We start from the raw sequence: 17,067 nt of genomic DNA on the forward strand, positions 1-17,067 counted from the left end.
CTCTAGCCCCGATCATGGAAAGTAGTTAGCAATACTCATTCCCTGAAGCGCTACGGAAGGACGTGAGGACGTGACTCGGGACGCGAGCGCCGCAGGGGCCCTGTCCGGGCTGCGGGTGGTCGACCTGGCGTCGGTCGTGATGGGCCCCTACGCCTGCCAGATCCTCGGCGACCTCGGTGCCGAGGTGATCAAGGTGGAACCACCGGCGGGCGACATGACCCGGCGGACCCGGCCGCAGCGCAACGCCGGGATGGGCGCGCTTGCGCTGAACGTCAACCGCAACAAGCGGTCGCTGGCGCTGGACCTCAAGACCGACGACGGCCGCGCGGTACTCGACGACCTGCTCGACACCGCCGACGTGCTCGTCACCAACATGCGCCCCCGCGCGCTGGCCCGGCTGGGGCTGGACCCGGACAGTGTGTCCGCGCGGTTCCCGCGCCTGGTTCAGGTCCGCGCCCAGGGCTTCCGCAGCGACTCCGTGCTCGCTGACCGGGCGGCCTACGACGAGATCGTGCAGGCCTCATCCGGGATGGTGGACCTGATGCGCCGGGCCACCGGCACCCCGGCGTACGCGCCGACGATCCTCGCCGACAAGGTCTGTGCCCTGACCATCGTCTACTCGGTGCTCGCCGCGGTGATCCAGCAGCGGGCCACCGGCGAGGGCCAGCTGGTCGAGGTCCCGATGACCGACACCCTGCTGGCCTTCAACCTGGTGGAGCACCTGTCCGGGCACACCTTCGTCCCGGAGGAGGGGCCGACCGGGTTCAACCGGTCGATGGCGGAGATGCACGAGGCCGTCGCGACGAAGGACGGCTGGGCGTGCATCCTCCCCTACACCCCGGCGGACATCGCCGACTTCTTCCGTGCCGTGGGTCGCGAGGACCTTGCGACGGACGAGCGGTTCGCCGACTCGGCCTCGCTGTCCCGGCACCAGCCCGACCTGTACGCGTTGATCAGTGAACTGGCCTCGTCCCGGACCACCGATGATTGGGCGCGGCTCTGTGCCGAGCACTCGATCCCGTTCGCACCGGTGCTGTCGTTGGACGACGCCGAGACCGATCCGTACGTGGTCTCCGGCGGACTGCTCACCGAGGCCGACCACCCGAGTGAGGGCCGCTACCGCTCGATCGGATTCCCGGTCCGGTTCTCAGGCGCACCTACCGGCCTGCGCACCCCGGCACCGAGGTTGGGCGCCGACAGCGCCGACGTGCTGCGCGAGCTGGGTCGCTCCGAGACACAGATCCGCGCCCTGACCGACGCCGGCGTGGTGAGGACCGCCGGGGCCATCAGCACCGCCACCGAGGACGCCCGCGGCCCCGGCCGTCCTGCCCTCGCCACCACGCGCGACCGCGTCCAGAAGGCCGTCCCGGCCGCGCATTCCGCTGCACAGGAGGACGCATCATGAACACCCTGGAACCGCTGCCGGCCGACTTCTACGGCTACGCCGATCTGCTCGACGACACCGACCGGAAGATCCTCGCCCGCGTCCGCGAGTTCGCCGAGCAGCAGATCGCGCCGGTCGCCGACGACCACTGGGCCCGCGCCGAGTTCCCGTACGAACTGATCCCCGGGTTCGCCGAGCTCGACATCGTCGGCCTGGACCGCGACTGGCCGGATCGCCCTGCCCACTCCCGGCTGCTGACGTCGTTCATCAGGATGGAGCTGTCCCGGGTCGACCCATCGATGGCGACGTTCTTCGCCGTACACGCCGGGCTGGTGCTCTCCTCGATCGACCTGTGCGGGTCCGACGAGCAGAAGGAGCGCTGGCTTCCGACGATGCGCCGGATGGAGAAGATCGGCGCGTTCGCGCTGTCCGAGCCACACGGCGGCTCCGACGTCGCGGGCGGGCTGGAGACCACCGCCCGTCGCGAGGGCGACGAGTGGGTGATCGACGGAGCCAAACGCTGGATCGGCAACGGCACGTTCGCCGATCTGGTGGTCGTCTGGGCGCGGGACGCGGCCGACGACCAGGTGAAGGGCTTCGTGGTCGAGAAGGGCATGCCCGGCTTCACCGCCAGGAAGATGGAGGGCAAGCTCGCGCTGCGCACCGTGCAGAACGCGGACCTCACGTTCGACGGCGTCCGGGTGCCGGAGGCCAACCGGCTGCCCGGCGCGCGGACGTTCGCCGACACCAACCGAGTGCTGCGGGTGTCGCGCGGCGGGGTGGCCTGGGGCGCCGTCGGCGCGATGGCCGCGGTCTACGAACTGGCCCGCGACTACGCGGCCACGCGGATCCAGTTCGGCTCGCCGATTGCGTCATACCAGCTCGTCCAGGACCACCTGGTCTCGATCCTGGGCAACGCCACCGCCTCGCTCGGCATGGCCGTACGGGTCGCGCAGCTGCAGGACGCCGGCACGTTCCGCAACGAGCAAGCGGCCCTCGCCAAGCGGCAGGCCACGCTGATGCTCCGCGACTCGGTTGCCCGGGCGCGGGAGGTGTTCGGCGGCAACGGGATTCTGCTGGAGAACAAAGTCGGCCGGTTCTTCAACGACGCCGAGGCTCTCTACTCGTACGAGGGCACGAAGGAGATGAACACGCTGGTCGTCGGGCGCGCGGCGACCGGAATCGGCGCTTTCGTCGGGCACGCCCCGCAGAGGCGCTGACGCGTGCACTTCGCGGGTTGTCGTCAATTACGCAGAACCGACCACTAGTTGGGTGATCATGACCTCCGATATCAGGGAACCGGCTCGCCGGACCGACGGTCAGCACGTTCCGGACGTGAACCCGCTCCAGGGAGTGCGCGTGCTCGAGTTCGCCAGCTCCCTCTCCGGCCCGTACATGGGCATGGTCTTCGGTGACCTGGGGGCGAGCGTCGTCAAGGTCGAGAACCCCGGCGGTGGCGACATGACACGCGGCTGGGGCCCGAGGGCAGGCGGTGGCGAAAGCGCCTACTTCCTGTCGACGAACCGCAACAAGCGGTCGATGGTCGTGGATCTGCACACCGAGGAAGGGGTCCGGCTGGCCCGTCGCCTCATCGCCGACGCCGACGTAGTCGTCGACAACTTCCGGCCGGGCAGCAAACTACGGGACGTCTTCGCCTACGACCGGGTACGGGAGGTCAACTCCCGGGCTGTCCACGTGCAGTTGTCGGCCTTCGGCACGAATGGGCCATGGAGTGGCCGGCCCGGCTACGACCTGATCGCCCAAGCCACCGGTGGCCTCATGTCGGTGACCGGAGATCCGGACGGGAAGCCCGTTCGAGCGGGATTCTCCATCGCCGACCTCACGACCGGGCTCTTCGGTCTGATCGGTGCGCTCGCGGCGCTGGCGGAACGGGAGCGAACGGGGCAGGGGCGGCTGGTCACCACGTCCCTTTTCGAGGCGCAGCTCGCTCTGCACGTCAACCTGGCGATGGACCTGTTCGTCGCCGGCGTCAAGCCCGTCGCACTCGGGTCGGCGCACCCGAATCTGGCGCCGTATCAGGCGTTCACAGGGCGGGACGGCGACTTCGTGGTGGCCGTCGCCACCGAACGACTCTGGGAGCGACTCTGCCGTGCCATCGGCCGGATCGATCTGCTCGACGATCCGCGATTCGCCGACAACTCCCGGCGGGTGCAGCACCGCGCCGACCTGGCCGAGCTGCTCAACGGCATGTTCGTGACCGAGTCGGTGTCCCATTGGGTAGGGCGGCTCGATCGTGCGCAGATTCCCGCTGCGCCGATCCTGTCGATCGAGCAGGTGTACTCGAGCGAGCACACCGCGGCGCTGGGAATCGTGACGAATACGACCCACCCGACGGCGGGACTCATCGATCAGGTCGCGAGCCCGCTGTCATTCGACGACATGCGGGCCAGGCCGAGATCTGCGCCGCCCACCCTTGGACAGCACACCGACGAGATCTTGGCCGAGCTGGGATTCGACGCATCTGCCGGCGCCGCCCTGCGGCGCAACGGAATCGTCGCCTGATCGGTTCGGTCGCCGAACACAGGCCACAAGGAGAACCGGAACATGAGTGCACCGACTGTCAGCGACAACAGAAAGATCCGCTGGATCACACTCAATCGGCCGGATGCGGCCAACGCGCTCCGCGTCCAGGACCTCGACGTCATCGCGGATGCCGTCACCACAGAGCTGGCAGGGATTCGGGCGGTCGTGATCACCGGGCAGGGCGAGCGAGCCTTCTCCTCGGGAATGCACCTCGATACCTTCCGCGATGCGGGTCGGGAGGAAAGCAAGCGCATCATCGCCACTGTCGGGCGCTGCATCGCAGCCGTTCGAACCTGCTCCGTGCCGACGCTCGCCGTTGTCAACGGTGCGTGCGTCGGCGCGGCCTTCGAACTCGTCCTCGCCTGTGACCTGCGGATCGCCGCACCCGGAGTCCGGTTCGGCCTGCCCGAGGTCAAACTCGGTGTGCCCTCGGTCGTCGACGCAGCACTGCTCCCGCATTTCATCGGACTGTCGAAAGCGCGCGAGCTGATCCTCACCGGAGACATGTACGCGCTGGAAGAGCTCGGGGTCGACCGTCTGGTCAGCCGTGTCGTGCCCCACGAGGCGCTGGAATCCGCGGCCCGGGAGCTCATCGAGCGGATCATCGCACACTCACCGGAGGTCCTGACCGCTCAGAAGGGCCTGTTCGAGACGTGGTTGAACTGCTCACTGCGGGAGAGCGTCGACATCAGCGTGAACGTATTCGCCGACATGTTCGATCTCCCATCGACCACCGAGAACATCGCCGCTTACGCGGCAGGGCGGAGTCGATCGGCTCCGGCCAGATGAGGGGCGCGCTTTCGCGCACATCCGAGATTGCACCGAGAGAACGGAGAGATGCACATGGCACCGCGACGGGCGGCGATCGCCGGCATCCATGAATACCCTCTGCGCCGGGCGCCCGGCCGCAGCAAGATGCAGATCAAGGCCGAGTCCGCGGCTCGGGCGCTGGAGGACGCCGGGCTGACCTTCGCCGACGTCGACGCGCTCTACGACGCCGGCGAAACCGGCGCGTGGTCCGGCATCACTGTCGCCGAGCACCTGGGTATCGCGCCGCGGGTGATCGACACGACCTCGCTGGGTGGTAGCTCCTACGAGTTCCACGCCGCCCACGCCGCCCGTGACATCGCAGCCGGGCGGGCGAACGTCGCGCTGCTGACCTACGGCTCCACCGCCAAAAGCGAGGCCAGGGCCATCGGCACCGGAGCCCGCAGCACGCCCGACCCGGCACCCGGCCTGAACATGGAGACCCCCTACGGGCTGCCGCTGATCGGGAACTACGCCCTGGTCGCCCAGCGGCACATGCACGAGTACGGCACCACACCCGCGCAACTGGCCCAGATCGCCGTCACCACCCGCGCCCACGCCGTGCGCAACCCCGACGCCATCGCCGGGCTGCGCGACCTCGGCATCAAGAACACCGGCGAACTCACCACCCACGACGTGCTCGGCTCCCGGATGGTCGCCGACCCCCTGCACCTGCTCGAATGCTGCCTCGTCTCCGACGGCGGCGGCGCCGTCGTGATCGTCGGCGACGATGTCGCGGCGGGGATCCGCAAGGATCCGGTCTGGATCCTCGGCAGCGGTGAGGCGGTGGGCTACCCGGGCAACACCCGCGACCTCACCACCAGCGCCGGGGCCCAGTCCGCGCCGCTCGCCTTCGGTGAAGCAGGGGTGCGGCCCGAGGACATCGACATCGCGATGATCTACGACTCGTTCACCATCACCGTGCTGACACTGCTGGAGGACCTCGGCTTCGCCAAGAAGGGCGAGGGCGGCTCCTACGTCGAAGGCGGCCGGCTGCGCTGGGACCACCCCGGAGCACCCGCGCTGAACACCGACGGCGGCGGCCTGTCGTCCAACCACCCGGGCATGCGCGGGATCTTCCTGCTCATCGAGGCCGCCCGACAGCTGCGCGGCGAATCGACCTCCCAGGTGCAGGGCGCCCGCCTCGCCGTCGCACACGGCAACGGCGGACAGCTGGGCACCCGCCACTCCGCCGCCACCGTCATCCTCGGAAAGGACTGAGCACCGTGAACGCCACCACCGACTCCGCACCCACGCGGCCCCTGCCGGTGCTCGACGAGGCCGACACCGGCCCGTTCTGGCAAGCCTGCGCCCAGCACCGGCTCACCTACCAGCGCCACCGCAGCACCGGCGAGGTGGTGTTCTACCCCCGCGGCCACGACGACCCCGACCTGGAGACACTCGACTCCACCGGCCGCGGCACCGTCTACACCTTCACCGTGGTGCGCCAGCACGGCCACCCGTTCTTCCGCGCCCACGCGCCCTACACGGTCGCCTATGTCGACCTCGACGAGGGCTTCCGCATCCTCACCGAAGTGATCGCCGAACCCGGCACCCTCCACGTCGGGCAGCGCGTGCAGCTCGACTGGGAGGACCACGACGGCACCGCCGTCCCCGTCTTCCGGCCGGCCGGGTAGGACGCGAAGCGGGCGTCAGCAGGGAAGGCGAGCGCCAGGAGGTCCCGCGCCTGGGCGGGTGGCTGTCCGTTGACGACCGGCCGGTAGTGGTCGGGCCCCGATAGCTCAACCGAGCTTGACGAAGACTTCCTCGCGGAGCCGTTCGAGCGCGTCGATCCGCCGCTGGCCGTTGCCGAGCGTGACGTCCGGGACCAGCACCTCGTCGATGCCCGCCTCGGCGTACCGGCCGAACGTGTCGAGCAACTCCTCGGCGCTGCCCATCACCACCGGCCGGCCGGACGCCACCAACCGTTCGCGGCGCTCCGCAGCCTCGGTGTCGCCCGGGTCGATGACCTCGAACAGCGCCTGGGTGGACCGGCGGACGGTGCCCGGGTCGCGGCCGATCTTCTCGCAGTGTTCGCGGAACACCTCGCCCTTGCGGACAGCGACCTCCGGCAGGCTCCAGTGGTTCCACTCGTCGGCGTACTTGGCGACGATGCCGAGGGTGACCTTCTCCCCTGCGCCGCCGATCAGCAGCGGCATCGCGGCCGGCTTGGGCTCCAGCGGCGCACCGGTCAACTGGTAGTACTTCCCATCGAAGTCCGTGCGGTCCTGGGTGAGCAGGCCCTTGAACACCTGGCAGGCCTCGTCGAGACGGGCGAGCAGAACACGGGGGCGCGGCAGCTCGATGCCGTACGCCTCGTGCTCGTTGACCTGCCAGCCCGCGCCGATTCCCAGCACGAAACGGCCGCCGCTGATCTGGTCGACGGTCGCCGCCTGGTTGGCCACGACGGCCGGGTGCCGATACGTGTTGCCCAGCACCATCGACCCCAGCCGGACCCGTTCGGTCCGGCTCGCGAGCGCGGCCAGCACCGCCATGCACTCGTTCATCGGGACCCCGACGCCCTCAGCGCCGTTCGCCATGAAGTGATCGGCGATCCAGACGCCGTGCCAGCCGGTGCGCTCCGCGTACTCGGTGACCTCGAGGGTGTCCTGCCACGGCTGCGCGCCCAGGGGCCACAAGGAGAAGTCCATGGTTCCGACCGTAATACCCAGGCCGGGGCGACCCGGTCACATGCTGCGATGATCGCGATCGACGTCCTGAGGCGCTTCGTCGTACACCCGTCGAAGATCACTGTGATCGCGTTGAGCCACGAGCACCACGCCCGGGCCGATCTGTCCTTCCGCAGGAAGCCGCAGCTCAGCTACCTGTCGTAGTCCTGTCTGTTCGATCAGCGCGGCGAGCTGTTCCGGTCGCCATTGGTAGGTCGTCCAGTTGACCGCGACACCGCCGTAGGCCTCGGTACGAGCCACATCGTTGTCCCCCACGTGCGTCGCGACGATCAGTTGCCCGCCTGGCACCAGGGCCCGGGCGAACGACGACAAGACCTGCGGCAGAACGTCCCGAGGCAGGTTGAACAACGACCACCACCCCATCACTCCACCCAACGACGAGTCGGCCAGATCGAGATCGGTCGACGACGCCACGCTGAAGCTGCACTGGGGGTACAGACGGCGTGCGTGCTCGATCATGCGAGGCGACAAGTCCACGCCTGACGCGTTCACGCCGCGATCAACCAGGTACGCCGTCACGGTGCCTGGGCCACACCCGACGTCGAGTACCGGACCCAGCCCGCCGACCGCGTCGGCGAACACGTCCATTGCGGCCCGTAGCCACGGATGAGTGCGGACGTCTCCGAGGCCGGTCGTCGCCACCATCTCCACATAGTTGTCCGCGACGCGGTCGTAGGACTCGCGAACGATGTCGAGATCGGCCGGACGACGCACTGATGATGAACAGCCCATTGGGCAGACCCTAGGAGAGACAACAGCGCAGCTACTCCAGCGACCCGCGGACAGCTCAGAACCTGCGGAAAGAGGCTCGCGCCCACGGCCTGGTCGCCGACTCGATATACATTACAGTCAAGATCTGTAACCTTCGGTTCCGAGACCCTGTCCGGCCACTCCAGGGAAAAGAATCATGACTGCTCAGCGGCCCACACTCGTTCTTGTCCCCGGCGCCTGGCACCTCCCGTCCACTTGGGATCTGCTGCGCGGCGAGCTCGACGCCCTCGGCTACGCCAGCCGCGCGGTGAAGCTGCCCACCACCGGCCCCGACCCACGAGGCGGCCTACGGGAGGACGCCGCGGCGGTCCGCGCGGCGACCGAGGCGATCGGCGGCCCGGTCGTCGTCGTGGCCCACTCGTACGGCGGGATCCCCGCCACCGAGGGCCTCACCGGCCTGCCCGACGTTCGGCAGCTCGTGTACCTGGCCGCCTACGTCCCCGACATCGACGAGTCGCTGTTCAGCCTGCACGGCGCTCCCGACCCCGACTCGACGGAGGAACTGTTCCCGATCAGCTCGGACCCACGGGCCCAGCTCTACGCCGACGTCCCCGAGGCGGTGGGCGACCTCGCCGTCAGCCGGCTCGTCGACCAGCGCCGCCAGCCGTTCGCCGACCGCGTGACCCGGGCCGCGTGGCACACCGTCCCGTCCACCTACATCATCACCGAAAACGATGCCGCGATCCCGGTCCGGATTCAGGAGCAGATGGCCCGTCACGCGACGACCATCCGCCGGGTCCCGACCAGCCACTCCCCGTTCCTGTCCCGTCCCGCCGAGCTGGCCGCGCTCCTCGACGAGATCGCGGGACTGTGGATCTGACGGTGTTGCGCGACTGAGGGCTCGGCGCAGACGCTCACATCGACCTCGTCTCACGATGAGTAAAGTGTGATCTATCAACGATCCTGATGCCCGGGGCAAACAGATTCCTGCGCATGCAGGCGCCACCAGCCAACGGACGACGAGAGGAGGCAGGCGTGGTCGGCCCGGAACACGACTACTCGACGAAGAGCGAGTTCGCCTACGCCTGGCTCCGCGACAAGATCGTGAGCCATGAATTCGCGCCTGGCGAGATACTCAACCAGGCGTTGATCGCTCGTCGGCTGGGCATCAGCACCACTCCCCTCCGGGAGGCCCTGCGCAGGCTCAAGTCCGAAGGCCTCGTCGAACTGGACGCCTACCGCGATGCGCGAGCTACCGCGTTGTCGCCGGAGGAAGCACGCGACCTGGTCGAGATCCGGCTCGCCGTCGATCCCCTCGCTGCCGCGTTGGCGGCGGAACGACGCTCGAAGGACGACATCGCCGAGATGCGGGCTTCGTTTCAGATCGACGCATTACCCGATCGCCCGTCGATCGCCGATCTCGTTGCGCACCGGCGATTCCACCGCGCCATCTACCGCGCATCGCACAACGAGATCCTCATATCGACCTTGGACGACTTGTGGGACAAGGCCGATCGCTATCGCCTCGTCGGTCTGCGCGATCGCACCGACGAACGGGACCGCGCCGTCACCGCGGACGAGCACCGTCAGTTGCTCGACGCCGTGATCGCCGGCGACGCGGACGCCGCGTCGACGATCATGCACCGCCACATCCGGGGCAGCCTCGGGGCGAAGGCGGCCTCCCGGCTCACCAGGTTGCAGTCCGCCGGATCGGACGCGCACGAGTCGGATTGACGTCGGCGCGGGCCCGCCTCATCGGGACGGCAGTTCGACCTCGCCGCCCGAGCCGTCGCACCGGGGATCGCTCACCGCGTCGAAACGGCCGTCGTCACCGACCTTGATCAGGTTGGCATGACCCAGCCATTCGTCGTGCTGGGGAAGCACCTTCGGGACGAATCCACGAGCGACCAACGAGTCCGTGGCAGCGGCCGGCAGGTCACTCTCCACGTAGACCGTCATGTTCGTGTCCCCGGCATCCTGCACCCCGACGATCCAGCGAGGCGCATCGACCGCGTCGGCCGGCGACTCCCCCGCCATGCAGCGCAGCAGCAACTGGGCCTGAATCTGCGGGTGCCCGTGCCCACCCATGGTCGAGCTGACCCACCTGACGTCCCCACCCTCGGTGACCATGACGGGCATCAGGGTGTGCCGGGGCCGCTTGCCGGGAGCCACCACGTTGGGCGACCGCGGATCCAGGGAGAACGACCGTCCCCGGTTCTGCATGAGGATGCCGGTCACCGGCTCCAGCACCCCGGACCCGAACGCGTTGTACACGCTCTGCAGCAGCGAGACCGCATACCCGTCCGTGTCGATCGCGGAGATACCGACGGTGTCGCCCCCGACCCGTGCCCCCTCCGATGGCCGATGAGTCGCGGCCGGATCGTGATCGATCAGCGCACCGGCATCCACCGTGGCGAATCTCGGGTCGGCCAGCAGGAGATCACGAATCGCGTTGCCGTGCTCGAAGATCTCCGCGAGCGCGCCGGCCTGCTCACCCAGGACGTCCTGCGGGTCACCGATCCGCTCCAGCCGTTTCAACGCCCGCAACAGCATGAACCCCTGCGTGTTGGGCGGACTGGTGATCACCTCGTACCGACGGAAGGTCGCCGTCAGCGGTGCCACCAGGTCCGATCTGAAACCTTCGAGATCATCAATCGTCATGACGCAGCCCCGTTGCGCGAGACCATCGACCAGGCGCCGCCCCACACCCCCGCCATACAGCGCGTCCGGGCCCTCGGCCTGCAGTTCCACCAGCGACCGCGCAAGCGCAGGCTGGCGGAAGACGTCACCCTCCCCCAACGGCGTTCCCCCAGCAAGGAACACCTCCCGACAGCCCGCATCCTGCGACAGGACATCGCGCTTCTCGGCGATCGCCGCGGCGAGCGACCGGCCGACCGGAGCACCGTCCGACGCGAGCCCGACGGCGGCATCGAAGTATGCCGACCACGGCAGCCGGGCACCGAACGACCTCAGCGCCTCCCAGCCGCGAACCGCGCCCGGCACCGTGACCGTGTCGATGCCACGGAACGGGATCTCCTCACCGTGAACCGCCCGCAACCGCTCCACCGACTGGGCCGCCGGCGCCCCACCCGTCGCGTTCACACAGTGGATCGCCCCACCAGGAGTCCGCACCAGCGCCACCGCGTCGCCACCCAACGCCGTCTGGTTCGGATACACCACGTCCAGCACCACCGCCGCGGCAATCGCCGCGTCGATGGCGTTGCCCCCAGCACGGAAGGCGCCCTCGCCCGCCTCCGTGGCGAGATAGTGCGGGCTGGCGATCGATCCGCGTCCGCGTGAGAGAGCCGAGTGACGTGTCATGGTCCAGCTTTCTGGTCTCACTGTGGTTGGCCGAACCCGCGCCCGATCACGCGCGCGAGCGTCGGTATCAGGAGGGTGTAGCTGTCCTCCGTGAGGTGCAGCCCGTCCGGTTCGAGGCCGCGGGCACCGGCGTCCGGCGCGAGGATCCGGTCCGTGTCGAGGCACGCATCGGCGCCGACGACGGACCGCAGGATCTCGCGGTACTCGTCGAGCTCGCGGTTGCTCCTCGAACCCAGCCCGGGCTTCTCGATCTCCTCGATCACCGGCGGGAGGAACGCCACGAGGCGCGTGCCGGCGAAGGCGTCAGCGATCGTGGCCATGTTGGCGGCGAAACGGTCGGTCGCCACGCGCTTCCACGGGGCGCAGTCGTTGCCACCGAACGACAGCACCACGGTGTCCCAGCCGATCCGGCCGAGGAGCGCCGCCCGTGCCGCGCCGTCGGAGCTGTCCCAGCCGCCCGTGGCGCAGTTGTAGACGGTCGCGGCCCCGCCGAGCTCATGTTCGAGATGCTGGATGCGCGGCTTCGTGAAGCGGGCGAGCATGCTGTCGCCGAAGAGCATCACGCACGTCGTCTGCGGACCATCCGGCGTGCCGGTGCCGCCCGCAACCGGCCCCGTGCTGGTCAGGACTGCCTCGCGAGGACGGACGCGAAGAACTCGCACACCACGTCGATCATCTTGAGTCCTTGGTGCGCCGCACCGGGGACGAGGTCGAACCGGGTGGCGATGCCGTGGTCGTCCAGGTTCTTCTGCAGCGTCTGCAGCCGCTCGATCCTGGTCTTTCCCTGCTTCTCGAGTCCCGGGACCCAGTTGGAGTCGTACTGGTTGTTGATCTCCCAGCCCTCGACGTCGAGGTCCCCGACAACGAGCTGGATCGGCACCTTCCTGATCTCTGCGATGTCGGGTGCCGCGCCGAAGATCTTCACGAAGTCCTTGGTCCCCAGCCACCACGGCGTCGTGTCGTCGAGCAACGTCACGCGGCCAGGTGCGCCGATCGACGCGGCGAGGAGCCGCTGCGGATGTGCGTACAGGAAGCGATGTGCGAACTGGCCGCCTCCGGAGAACCCGTGCAGCAGGAACCGCTCGGTCTGAAGCGGTACCCGGCGGCTCACCTCGTCGATCATCGCGAGGAGCACGAGGTCGAACCGGATGCCGCGGTACTCCAGGAACTTGAAGTTGTGCAGGTCGTCCGGGTCGATGATCCCCGCAGGGAACAACGGCGCGAGAACGACGACACGCTGCTCCTCGGCGAAACCGATCATCGCGTCCCGGTACCGCGTGGCAATGCGCGCGGTGCCGTGCTGCATCACCACGAGCCGGTACCGCTCGGCGTCACCGGCCTGGCGCTTCGGGATGTAGAGGCTGTAGCTGAATCGCTGGTCCGCCTGTGCCGCGATCGTGGTGGTGGCGCCGGTGAAGAAGTGCTCGGCCGAACTCCGGGGATCGCTGCCTGTCATCGCCTGCTCCTGTCGTGGCAGATGGATCATGCGGACACGGTCGAGAGCTGCTGCGCCTCGGCCGACGGGATGGAGATGTCCGGGTACAGCAGGGCGTCGTCCGGGCCGAACACCAGTCGCACGTCGCCCGCCAACGTGCCGTCCTGCGTGACGACCTTGACCACGTTCCGGCCGAGCCGTAGGTCGTATTCGAACCGGGAACCGACGTATGACCGGGTGAGCACATCGGTGTCGAGCACGTTGGCATCCGTGGACCCGCGCTGGCCCGGGATGATCGACAGCCGCTCCGGCCGGATCGCCAGCGTGACGTCCTGGCCCGGCTCGAACACGTTCGACGCCGCGACGTGGACGACCGAACCCGAGCTCTCGAGTCGCACGTGCACGACTCCGGCTCGCGATTCGACGACCTTCCCGATCAAGAAGTTGCAGCTCCCGACGAAAGCAGCCACGTGAGGGGTGGCCGGCGTGTCGTAGATCTCGGTGGGGGTGCCGATCTGCGTCATCCGCCCGTCGAACATGACCGCGATCCGGTCGCTCAGCGAGAGTGCCTCGTCCTGGTCGTGCGTCACGTAGACCGTGGTGATGCCGAGATCCTCCTGAAGGCGCTTGAGCCAGGCTCGGGCCTGTTCCCGCAGCTTCGCGTCGAGGTTCGACAGCGGCTCGTCCAGCAGGAGCACCGACGGCGAGTACACGAGGGCTCGCGCGAGCGCGACCCGCTGCTGCTGCCCGCCGGAGAGCTCGTGCGGGTACCTGTCCTCGAGGTGCGCGAGGCCCACCTTGTCGAGCGCCTCGCGGATGAGCTCGGCCTTGTCGTGGCGTGTAACCCTGCGGATGGAGAGGGGAACGGCGAGGTTCTGCCGGACGGTCATATGGGGCCAGAGCGCGTACGACTGGAAGACCATGCCGAGGTTGCGCTCCTCCGGCGGGACGTAGAGGCCGCCCTGCACGTCGACGAACGGCGTCCCGCCGACCGTGATGCTGCCCGTACTGGGCTGCTCGAGCCCGGCGATGCAGTTCAGCGTGGTGGACTTGCCGCAGCCACTCGGGCCGAGCAGCGTGAAGAACTCGCCTTCGCGGATCGTGAAGTCGACCGCGTCCAGCGCGGCCACGTCGCCGAAGGACTTCGATACGCCGGACAGACGTACCTCAGGCATGTGCGTGTCCCTTCATGAACCGGCCCGCCACCGCGACGACCGCCGCCGTGATGGCGATCTGCAGGGTGGCGAGCGCGGCAACCGATCCGGTCTGCCCCTCGGTCCAGAGGACGAGCATCGTCGTACCGATGACCTCGGAGTCAGGAGAGGCGATGAACAGCGCAGACGCGTACGCCTTGAGAAGCGCGACGAACGTCAGGATCATCGCGCCGACGAAGGCGGGTATCAGGAGCCTCCACAGGATCCGGGCGAACGCCCCCACCCAGTCCGCCCCGGACGTGCGCGCCGCATTGTCCAGCTCCGACCCGATCTGGGTGATCGACGAGGCGATCGAGCTGAACGCGGTGGGCACCGCGCCGAAACCGAACACGATGACCACGCCCACGAGACTGCCCTGGACGATGGCCCCCAGCGGTCCGCTGTGGGGCAGCAGGGCGAACGCCCAGAAGAAGCCGATCCCGACGATGATTCCCGGGATCGCCTGTGGCGCGAACGCCAGGTACTCCACGGCCCGCCGGAACCGGAACGTCGATCGGCGGGCGACGATCACCGCGATCAGCGCGAGCGCGCTCACCGCCACGGCACCGACCACCGCGACCGTCAGGCTGTTCGTGATGGACCGGACGTAGTCGTCGAAGCTGAAGATGTCGGCGTAGTTGTCCAGCGTCAGTGTCCGGAACGGGTTCTGCATCGGCGTGAAGACCAGGGTGAACGACCGGAACACCAGCCCGAGGATCGGTATCGCTGCGCCGAAGAGGACATAGATCGTGACGAGCACGGCCCCCGCCCACTTCACCCACCCGAGCTCGAGGCGGCGCGGACGCGTTGCCTTGCCGCGGACCGAGATGAACCGCTGGGCCTTCGTCAAGACCCTGGCCTGCAGGAAGACCAGCCCGAACGTCACGACCAGGATGATCATCGACGCCGCGCCGAGCACCCCGTAGTCGGGCGAGATCGACTCGAGCCCGTTGGTGTAGAGGAACGTCGAGAAGACCCTGATGTTGGTCGAGGTGCCGTACAGCAGCGGCACGCTGAGGGACTCGATGGACGTGCTGAACGTCAGGATCGTTGCGTAGACGACCGGCGGCCGGAGCATGGGCACGACGACCGTGAAGATGATCCTCAGTGGCTTCGCGCCGCACACCTGAGCCGCGCTCTCGAGCGCGGCGTCGGCCTGCCGCAGCGCGTTCGCACAGAAGACGTACGTGACGGGCGCCAGGGCGACAGCCTCGGTCAACGCCATGCCGGGCAGGCTGTAGAGGTTCCACGGCACGAACCCGATCAGTTCCCGGACCTCGGTGCTGACGAACCCGGCCGGCCCGTACATCGTGATCCAGCCGAACCCGAGGATCAGCGACGAGATGTAGAACGGCCACTGCATCGACAGGCCCAGCACCTGGCCGAACGGCAGCGCGGTCCGCACCACGAGCACGGCCATCGGCACCGCGATGACCAGTGTCAGCACCGTGGTCAGCACGGCCAGCACGGCCGTGTTGAGGATCACCTCACCGAATCCGGCCTCGGAGAAGAGGGCGGCGAAGTTGCCGAGCGTGAAGATCTGCCCGGTCTCGTGGAGGGGCCGGTCGATCACCGACTGGTAGAGGATCGGCGCGATCGGGGCGACGACGAGGACCGCCAGGACGACGAGCGTCGCGTACTGGAGCAGCCGGCTCCGGTCGACGCCGAGAACGCGCCGGTACCGCGGCGGCGGGAGCGACGAGGAGGGGCGCGTCCCGGCCGCGGGCCGGACACCCTCCTCCGTCTGGTTCGGGCTCATCCCGGGAGCAGCTCGTCGAACCGGGCGATGTACTGCTCGACCTCGGCCTGCGGGACCATGTCGAACGGCACCACGACGATCGAGTCCTCGCCGGCCTCCTTGACGAGGTCCTGGTAGGACCGCAGGCCCTGCGTGCCTGCGATGCCGTCGCGGTAGGCGGTGAGGCCGCCTTCGGCCACGGCGCGCTGCCCCTCGTCGGAGAGCACGAAGTCCAGGAAGAGGCGTGCCGTGTTCGGGTGGGGCGCCTTCCCGATGATCCCGGCGCCGCGGCCGAGCAGGAGCGTGCCGTCCTTCGGCAGGACGAACTTGACGAGGCCGCCGCTGCGCTCTTCCTGCTCGTATCCGAGCGCGCTGCTGATCAGGAAGCCCGCCGCGTACTCGCCCGCGAGGATCTTCTCGATCTGGATGCCGGACGAGGTCTCCGCGCGCGAGAGCGGCAGGAGTTTCTCGAACGTGGCCTTGGCATCGGGGTTCTTCGGGTTCAATTCCGTCCACGCGTAGGCCACGGTGAACCCGAACGGGGTCGATCCGTCCCGGACCACGACCTTCCCGTCGAGCTCGCCCGGGTGGGCGGCCGCATAGTCGGCCAGATCGCCGAGGCTTGTCAGGTCGTTGCTGATCAGCGCGGTGTTGTAGACCATGCCCATCGGATCGAGCGACATGGCGTAGACGTTCGGGAGGAGCTCGGCGAACTCCGGCAGGTGGCCCAGCTCGGGGGACCGGTACTCGGCCAGGGCGCCCTCGTGCGCGGCGAACTCGTTCCATCCCTGCGACGAGCTCACGACCATGAGGTCGGTCTGCACCGAGTCGGTGGCGATCTCGTTGAGCAGCTGCTGGTACCCCTCCGCGCCGCTCTCCTTGGCCAGGATCGACTCGACCCACGGGTACTTCTTCTGGAAGTCGCGGAAGATCGGCGCCCAGTTCTCCTTCGCGGTGCCCGAGTTGATCACGAGCTCGCCGCCCTCGGCCTTGGACCCCTCGATGATCTGCTGGTAGTCCGCGGGGTAGTAGTCGGGCACCTGCTCAACGGCGATCGGGTTGGGCGGCGCAGCGGGCGCGCTCGCGCAGGAGGCCACCGCGAGCAACGCCGCAGCCACCGCGACGACGCCCACCCGCCGGGACCATCGTGCTCGCTCGAACATCTCACACCTCTGGGAGTCGTGACCGCTCTGTCGGTCAGGAAGGTTATAACCTAAGACAGCACAGACTCCGGCACGGAAGAT

General features: G+C 68.6%; 16 protein-coding genes. 8 read left to right on the forward strand and 8 right to left on the reverse strand.

What is annotated here, in order from left to right; genetic code table 11:
• The first annotated feature begins 70 nt into the window (after positions 1 to 70).
• The 6 genes from ACQPZQ_RS31175 to ACQPZQ_RS31200 all read left to right on the forward strand — a co-directional run bounded on the left by ACQPZQ_RS31175 (position 71) and on the right by ACQPZQ_RS31200 (position 6,372).
• Positions 71 to 1,405 carry a CaiB/BaiF CoA transferase family protein gene (locus ACQPZQ_RS31175; RefSeq protein WP_433286730.1) on the forward strand — a complete coding sequence of 445 codons (1,335 nt, stop codon included), beginning with the start codon at positions 71 to 73 and terminating at the stop codon, positions 1,403 to 1,405.
• Positions 1,402 to 2,604 (forward strand): acyl-CoA dehydrogenase family protein, encoded by a 1,203-nt coding sequence (locus ACQPZQ_RS31180; protein ID WP_433286731.1) that lies wholly within the window; start codon positions 1,402 to 1,404, stop codon positions 2,602 to 2,604. Before ACQPZQ_RS31175 ends, ACQPZQ_RS31180 begins: the two co-directional genes overlap by 4 nt.
• 115 nt (positions 2,605 to 2,719) lie before the next feature.
• Positions 2,720 to 3,907, forward strand: a complete 1,188-nt coding sequence (locus tag ACQPZQ_RS31185; protein WP_433286733.1) for a CaiB/BaiF CoA transferase family protein — start codon at positions 2,720 to 2,722, stop codon at positions 3,905 to 3,907.
• A 42-nt stretch (positions 3,908 to 3,949) separates the two neighbouring features.
• The gene (locus ACQPZQ_RS31190; RefSeq protein WP_433286735.1) at positions 3,950 to 4,717 is read left to right on the forward strand and encodes an enoyl-CoA hydratase/isomerase family protein; all 768 of its coding nucleotides are present in this window, start codon (positions 3,950 to 3,952) and stop codon (positions 4,715 to 4,717) included.
• A 54-nt stretch (positions 4,718 to 4,771) separates the two neighbouring features.
• Complete coding sequence (locus ACQPZQ_RS31195; protein ID WP_433286737.1) at positions 4,772 to 5,956, forward strand: thiolase C-terminal domain-containing protein; 1,185 nt, start codon at positions 4,772 to 4,774, stop codon at positions 5,954 to 5,956.
• Between the two features lie 5 nt (positions 5,957 to 5,961).
• The gene (locus ACQPZQ_RS31200) at positions 5,962 to 6,372 is read left to right on the forward strand and encodes a Zn-ribbon domain-containing OB-fold protein (protein WP_433286739.1); all 411 of its coding nucleotides are present in this window, start codon (positions 5,962 to 5,964) and stop codon (positions 6,370 to 6,372) included.
• Positions 6,373 to 6,477: 105 nt separating this feature from the next.
• On the opposite strand, the gene ACQPZQ_RS31205 is transcribed toward ACQPZQ_RS31200, so the two are convergent.
• Together ACQPZQ_RS31205 and ACQPZQ_RS31210 are read right to left on the reverse strand one after the other, a co-directional pair.
• A complete protein-coding gene (locus tag ACQPZQ_RS31205; RefSeq protein ID WP_433286742.1) occupies positions 6,478 to 7,386 on the reverse strand; it encodes a TIGR03560 family F420-dependent LLM class oxidoreductase in 909 nt (302 codons plus the stop codon).
• A gap of 36 nt (positions 7,387 to 7,422) precedes the next feature.
• The gene (locus ACQPZQ_RS31210; RefSeq protein WP_433286744.1) at positions 7,423 to 8,157 is read right to left on the reverse strand and encodes a class I SAM-dependent methyltransferase; all 735 of its coding nucleotides are present in this window, start codon (positions 8,155 to 8,157) and stop codon (positions 7,423 to 7,425) included.
• A gap of 175 nt (positions 8,158 to 8,332) precedes the next feature.
• Here ACQPZQ_RS31210 and ACQPZQ_RS31215 point away from each other — a divergent pair, with 175 nt between their 5' ends.
• Both ACQPZQ_RS31215 and ACQPZQ_RS31220 read left to right on the forward strand, forming a co-directional pair.
• Positions 8,333 to 9,016 (forward strand): alpha/beta hydrolase, encoded by a 684-nt coding sequence (locus ACQPZQ_RS31215; protein WP_433286746.1) that lies wholly within the window; start codon positions 8,333 to 8,335, stop codon positions 9,014 to 9,016.
• A 113-nt stretch (positions 9,017 to 9,129) separates the two neighbouring features.
• Positions 9,130 to 9,870 carry a GntR family transcriptional regulator gene (locus ACQPZQ_RS31220; protein ID WP_433286748.1) on the forward strand — a complete coding sequence of 247 codons (741 nt, stop codon included), beginning with the start codon at positions 9,130 to 9,132 and terminating at the stop codon, positions 9,868 to 9,870.
• 18 nt (positions 9,871 to 9,888) lie between these two features.
• Here the strand turns inward: ACQPZQ_RS31220 and ACQPZQ_RS31225 are convergent, their stop codons facing one another.
• From ACQPZQ_RS31225 to ACQPZQ_RS31250, 6 genes are read right to left on the reverse strand one after another with little or no spacing between them, the layout of a single operon-like run.
• Entirely contained in the window at positions 9,889 to 11,457 is a 1,569-nt protein-coding gene (locus ACQPZQ_RS31225; RefSeq protein WP_433286751.1) for a gamma-glutamyltransferase family protein, read from the reverse strand.
• Positions 11,458 to 11,474: 17 nt separating this feature from the next.
• Entirely contained in the window at positions 11,475 to 12,119 is a 645-nt protein-coding gene (locus ACQPZQ_RS31230; RefSeq protein ID WP_433286753.1) for an SGNH/GDSL hydrolase family protein, read from the reverse strand.
• Positions 12,080 to 12,913, reverse strand: coding sequence for an alpha/beta hydrolase (locus tag ACQPZQ_RS31235; RefSeq protein ID WP_433286756.1), 834 nt, complete (start codon positions 12,911 to 12,913; stop codon positions 12,080 to 12,082). The genes ACQPZQ_RS31230 and ACQPZQ_RS31235 overlap by 40 nt, the downstream gene beginning before the upstream one ends.
• A gap of 26 nt (positions 12,914 to 12,939) precedes the next feature.
• On the reverse strand, positions 12,940 to 14,067 hold the full coding sequence (locus ACQPZQ_RS31240) for an ABC transporter ATP-binding protein (protein ID WP_433286759.1): 1,128 nt from the start codon (positions 14,065 to 14,067) through the stop codon (positions 12,940 to 12,942).
• On the reverse strand, positions 14,060 to 15,844 hold the full coding sequence (locus ACQPZQ_RS31245; RefSeq protein ID WP_433286762.1) for an ABC transporter permease: 1,785 nt from the start codon (positions 15,842 to 15,844) through the stop codon (positions 14,060 to 14,062). Before ACQPZQ_RS31245 ends, ACQPZQ_RS31240 begins: the two co-directional genes overlap by 8 nt.
• Positions 15,841 to 16,986, reverse strand: coding sequence for an ABC transporter substrate-binding protein (locus tag ACQPZQ_RS31250; RefSeq protein ID WP_433286765.1), 1,146 nt, complete (start codon positions 16,984 to 16,986; stop codon positions 15,841 to 15,843). The genes ACQPZQ_RS31245 and ACQPZQ_RS31250 overlap by 4 nt, the downstream gene beginning before the upstream one ends.
• Positions 16,987 to 17,067: the final 81 nt, after the last annotated feature.

The sequence above is a fragment of the Pseudonocardia sp. CA-142604 genome (assembly GCF_050948475.1).
In the GTDB taxonomy this organism is placed as follows: Bacteria; Actinomycetota; Actinomycetes; order Mycobacteriales; family Pseudonocardiaceae; genus Pseudonocardia; species Pseudonocardia alaniniphila.

Bases quoted from the DNA above. Each gene is read 5' to 3' on its own strand.
- ACQPZQ_RS31225 (WP_433286751.1), bottom strand. From the start codon at position 11,457: ATGACACGTCACTCGGCTCTCTCACGCGGACGCGGATCGATCGCCAGC.
- ACQPZQ_RS31210 (WP_433286744.1), bottom strand. From the start codon at position 8,157: ATGGGCTGTTCATCATCAGTGCGTCGTCCGGCCGATCTCGACATCGTT.
- ACQPZQ_RS31195 (WP_433286737.1), top strand. From the start codon at position 4,772: ATGGCACCGCGACGGGCGGCGATCGCCGGCATCCATGAATACCCTCTG.
- ACQPZQ_RS31205 (WP_433286742.1), bottom strand. From the start codon at position 7,386: ATGGACTTCTCCTTGTGGCCCCTGGGCGCGCAGCCGTGGCAGGACACC.
- ACQPZQ_RS31215 (WP_433286746.1), top strand. From the start codon at position 8,333: ATGACTGCTCAGCGGCCCACACTCGTTCTTGTCCCCGGCGCCTGGCAC.
- ACQPZQ_RS31235 (WP_433286756.1), bottom strand. From the start codon at position 12,913: ATGACAGGCAGCGATCCCCGGAGTTCGGCCGAGCACTTCTTCACCGGC.
- ACQPZQ_RS31190 (WP_433286735.1), top strand. From the start codon at position 3,950: ATGAGTGCACCGACTGTCAGCGACAACAGAAAGATCCGCTGGATCACA.
- ACQPZQ_RS31245 (WP_433286762.1), bottom strand. From the start codon at position 15,844: ATGAGCCCGAACCAGACGGAGGAGGGTGTCCGGCCCGCGGCCGGGACG.
- ACQPZQ_RS31180 (WP_433286731.1), top strand. From the start codon at position 1,402: ATGAACACCCTGGAACCGCTGCCGGCCGACTTCTACGGCTACGCCGAT.
- ACQPZQ_RS31240 (WP_433286759.1), bottom strand. From the start codon at position 14,067: ATGCCTGAGGTACGTCTGTCCGGCGTATCGAAGTCCTTCGGCGACGTG.
- ACQPZQ_RS31220 (WP_433286748.1), top strand. From the start codon at position 9,130: ATGCAGGCGCCACCAGCCAACGGACGACGAGAGGAGGCAGGCGTGGTC.
- ACQPZQ_RS31250 (WP_433286765.1), bottom strand. From the start codon at position 16,986: ATGTTCGAGCGAGCACGATGGTCCCGGCGGGTGGGCGTCGTCGCGGTG.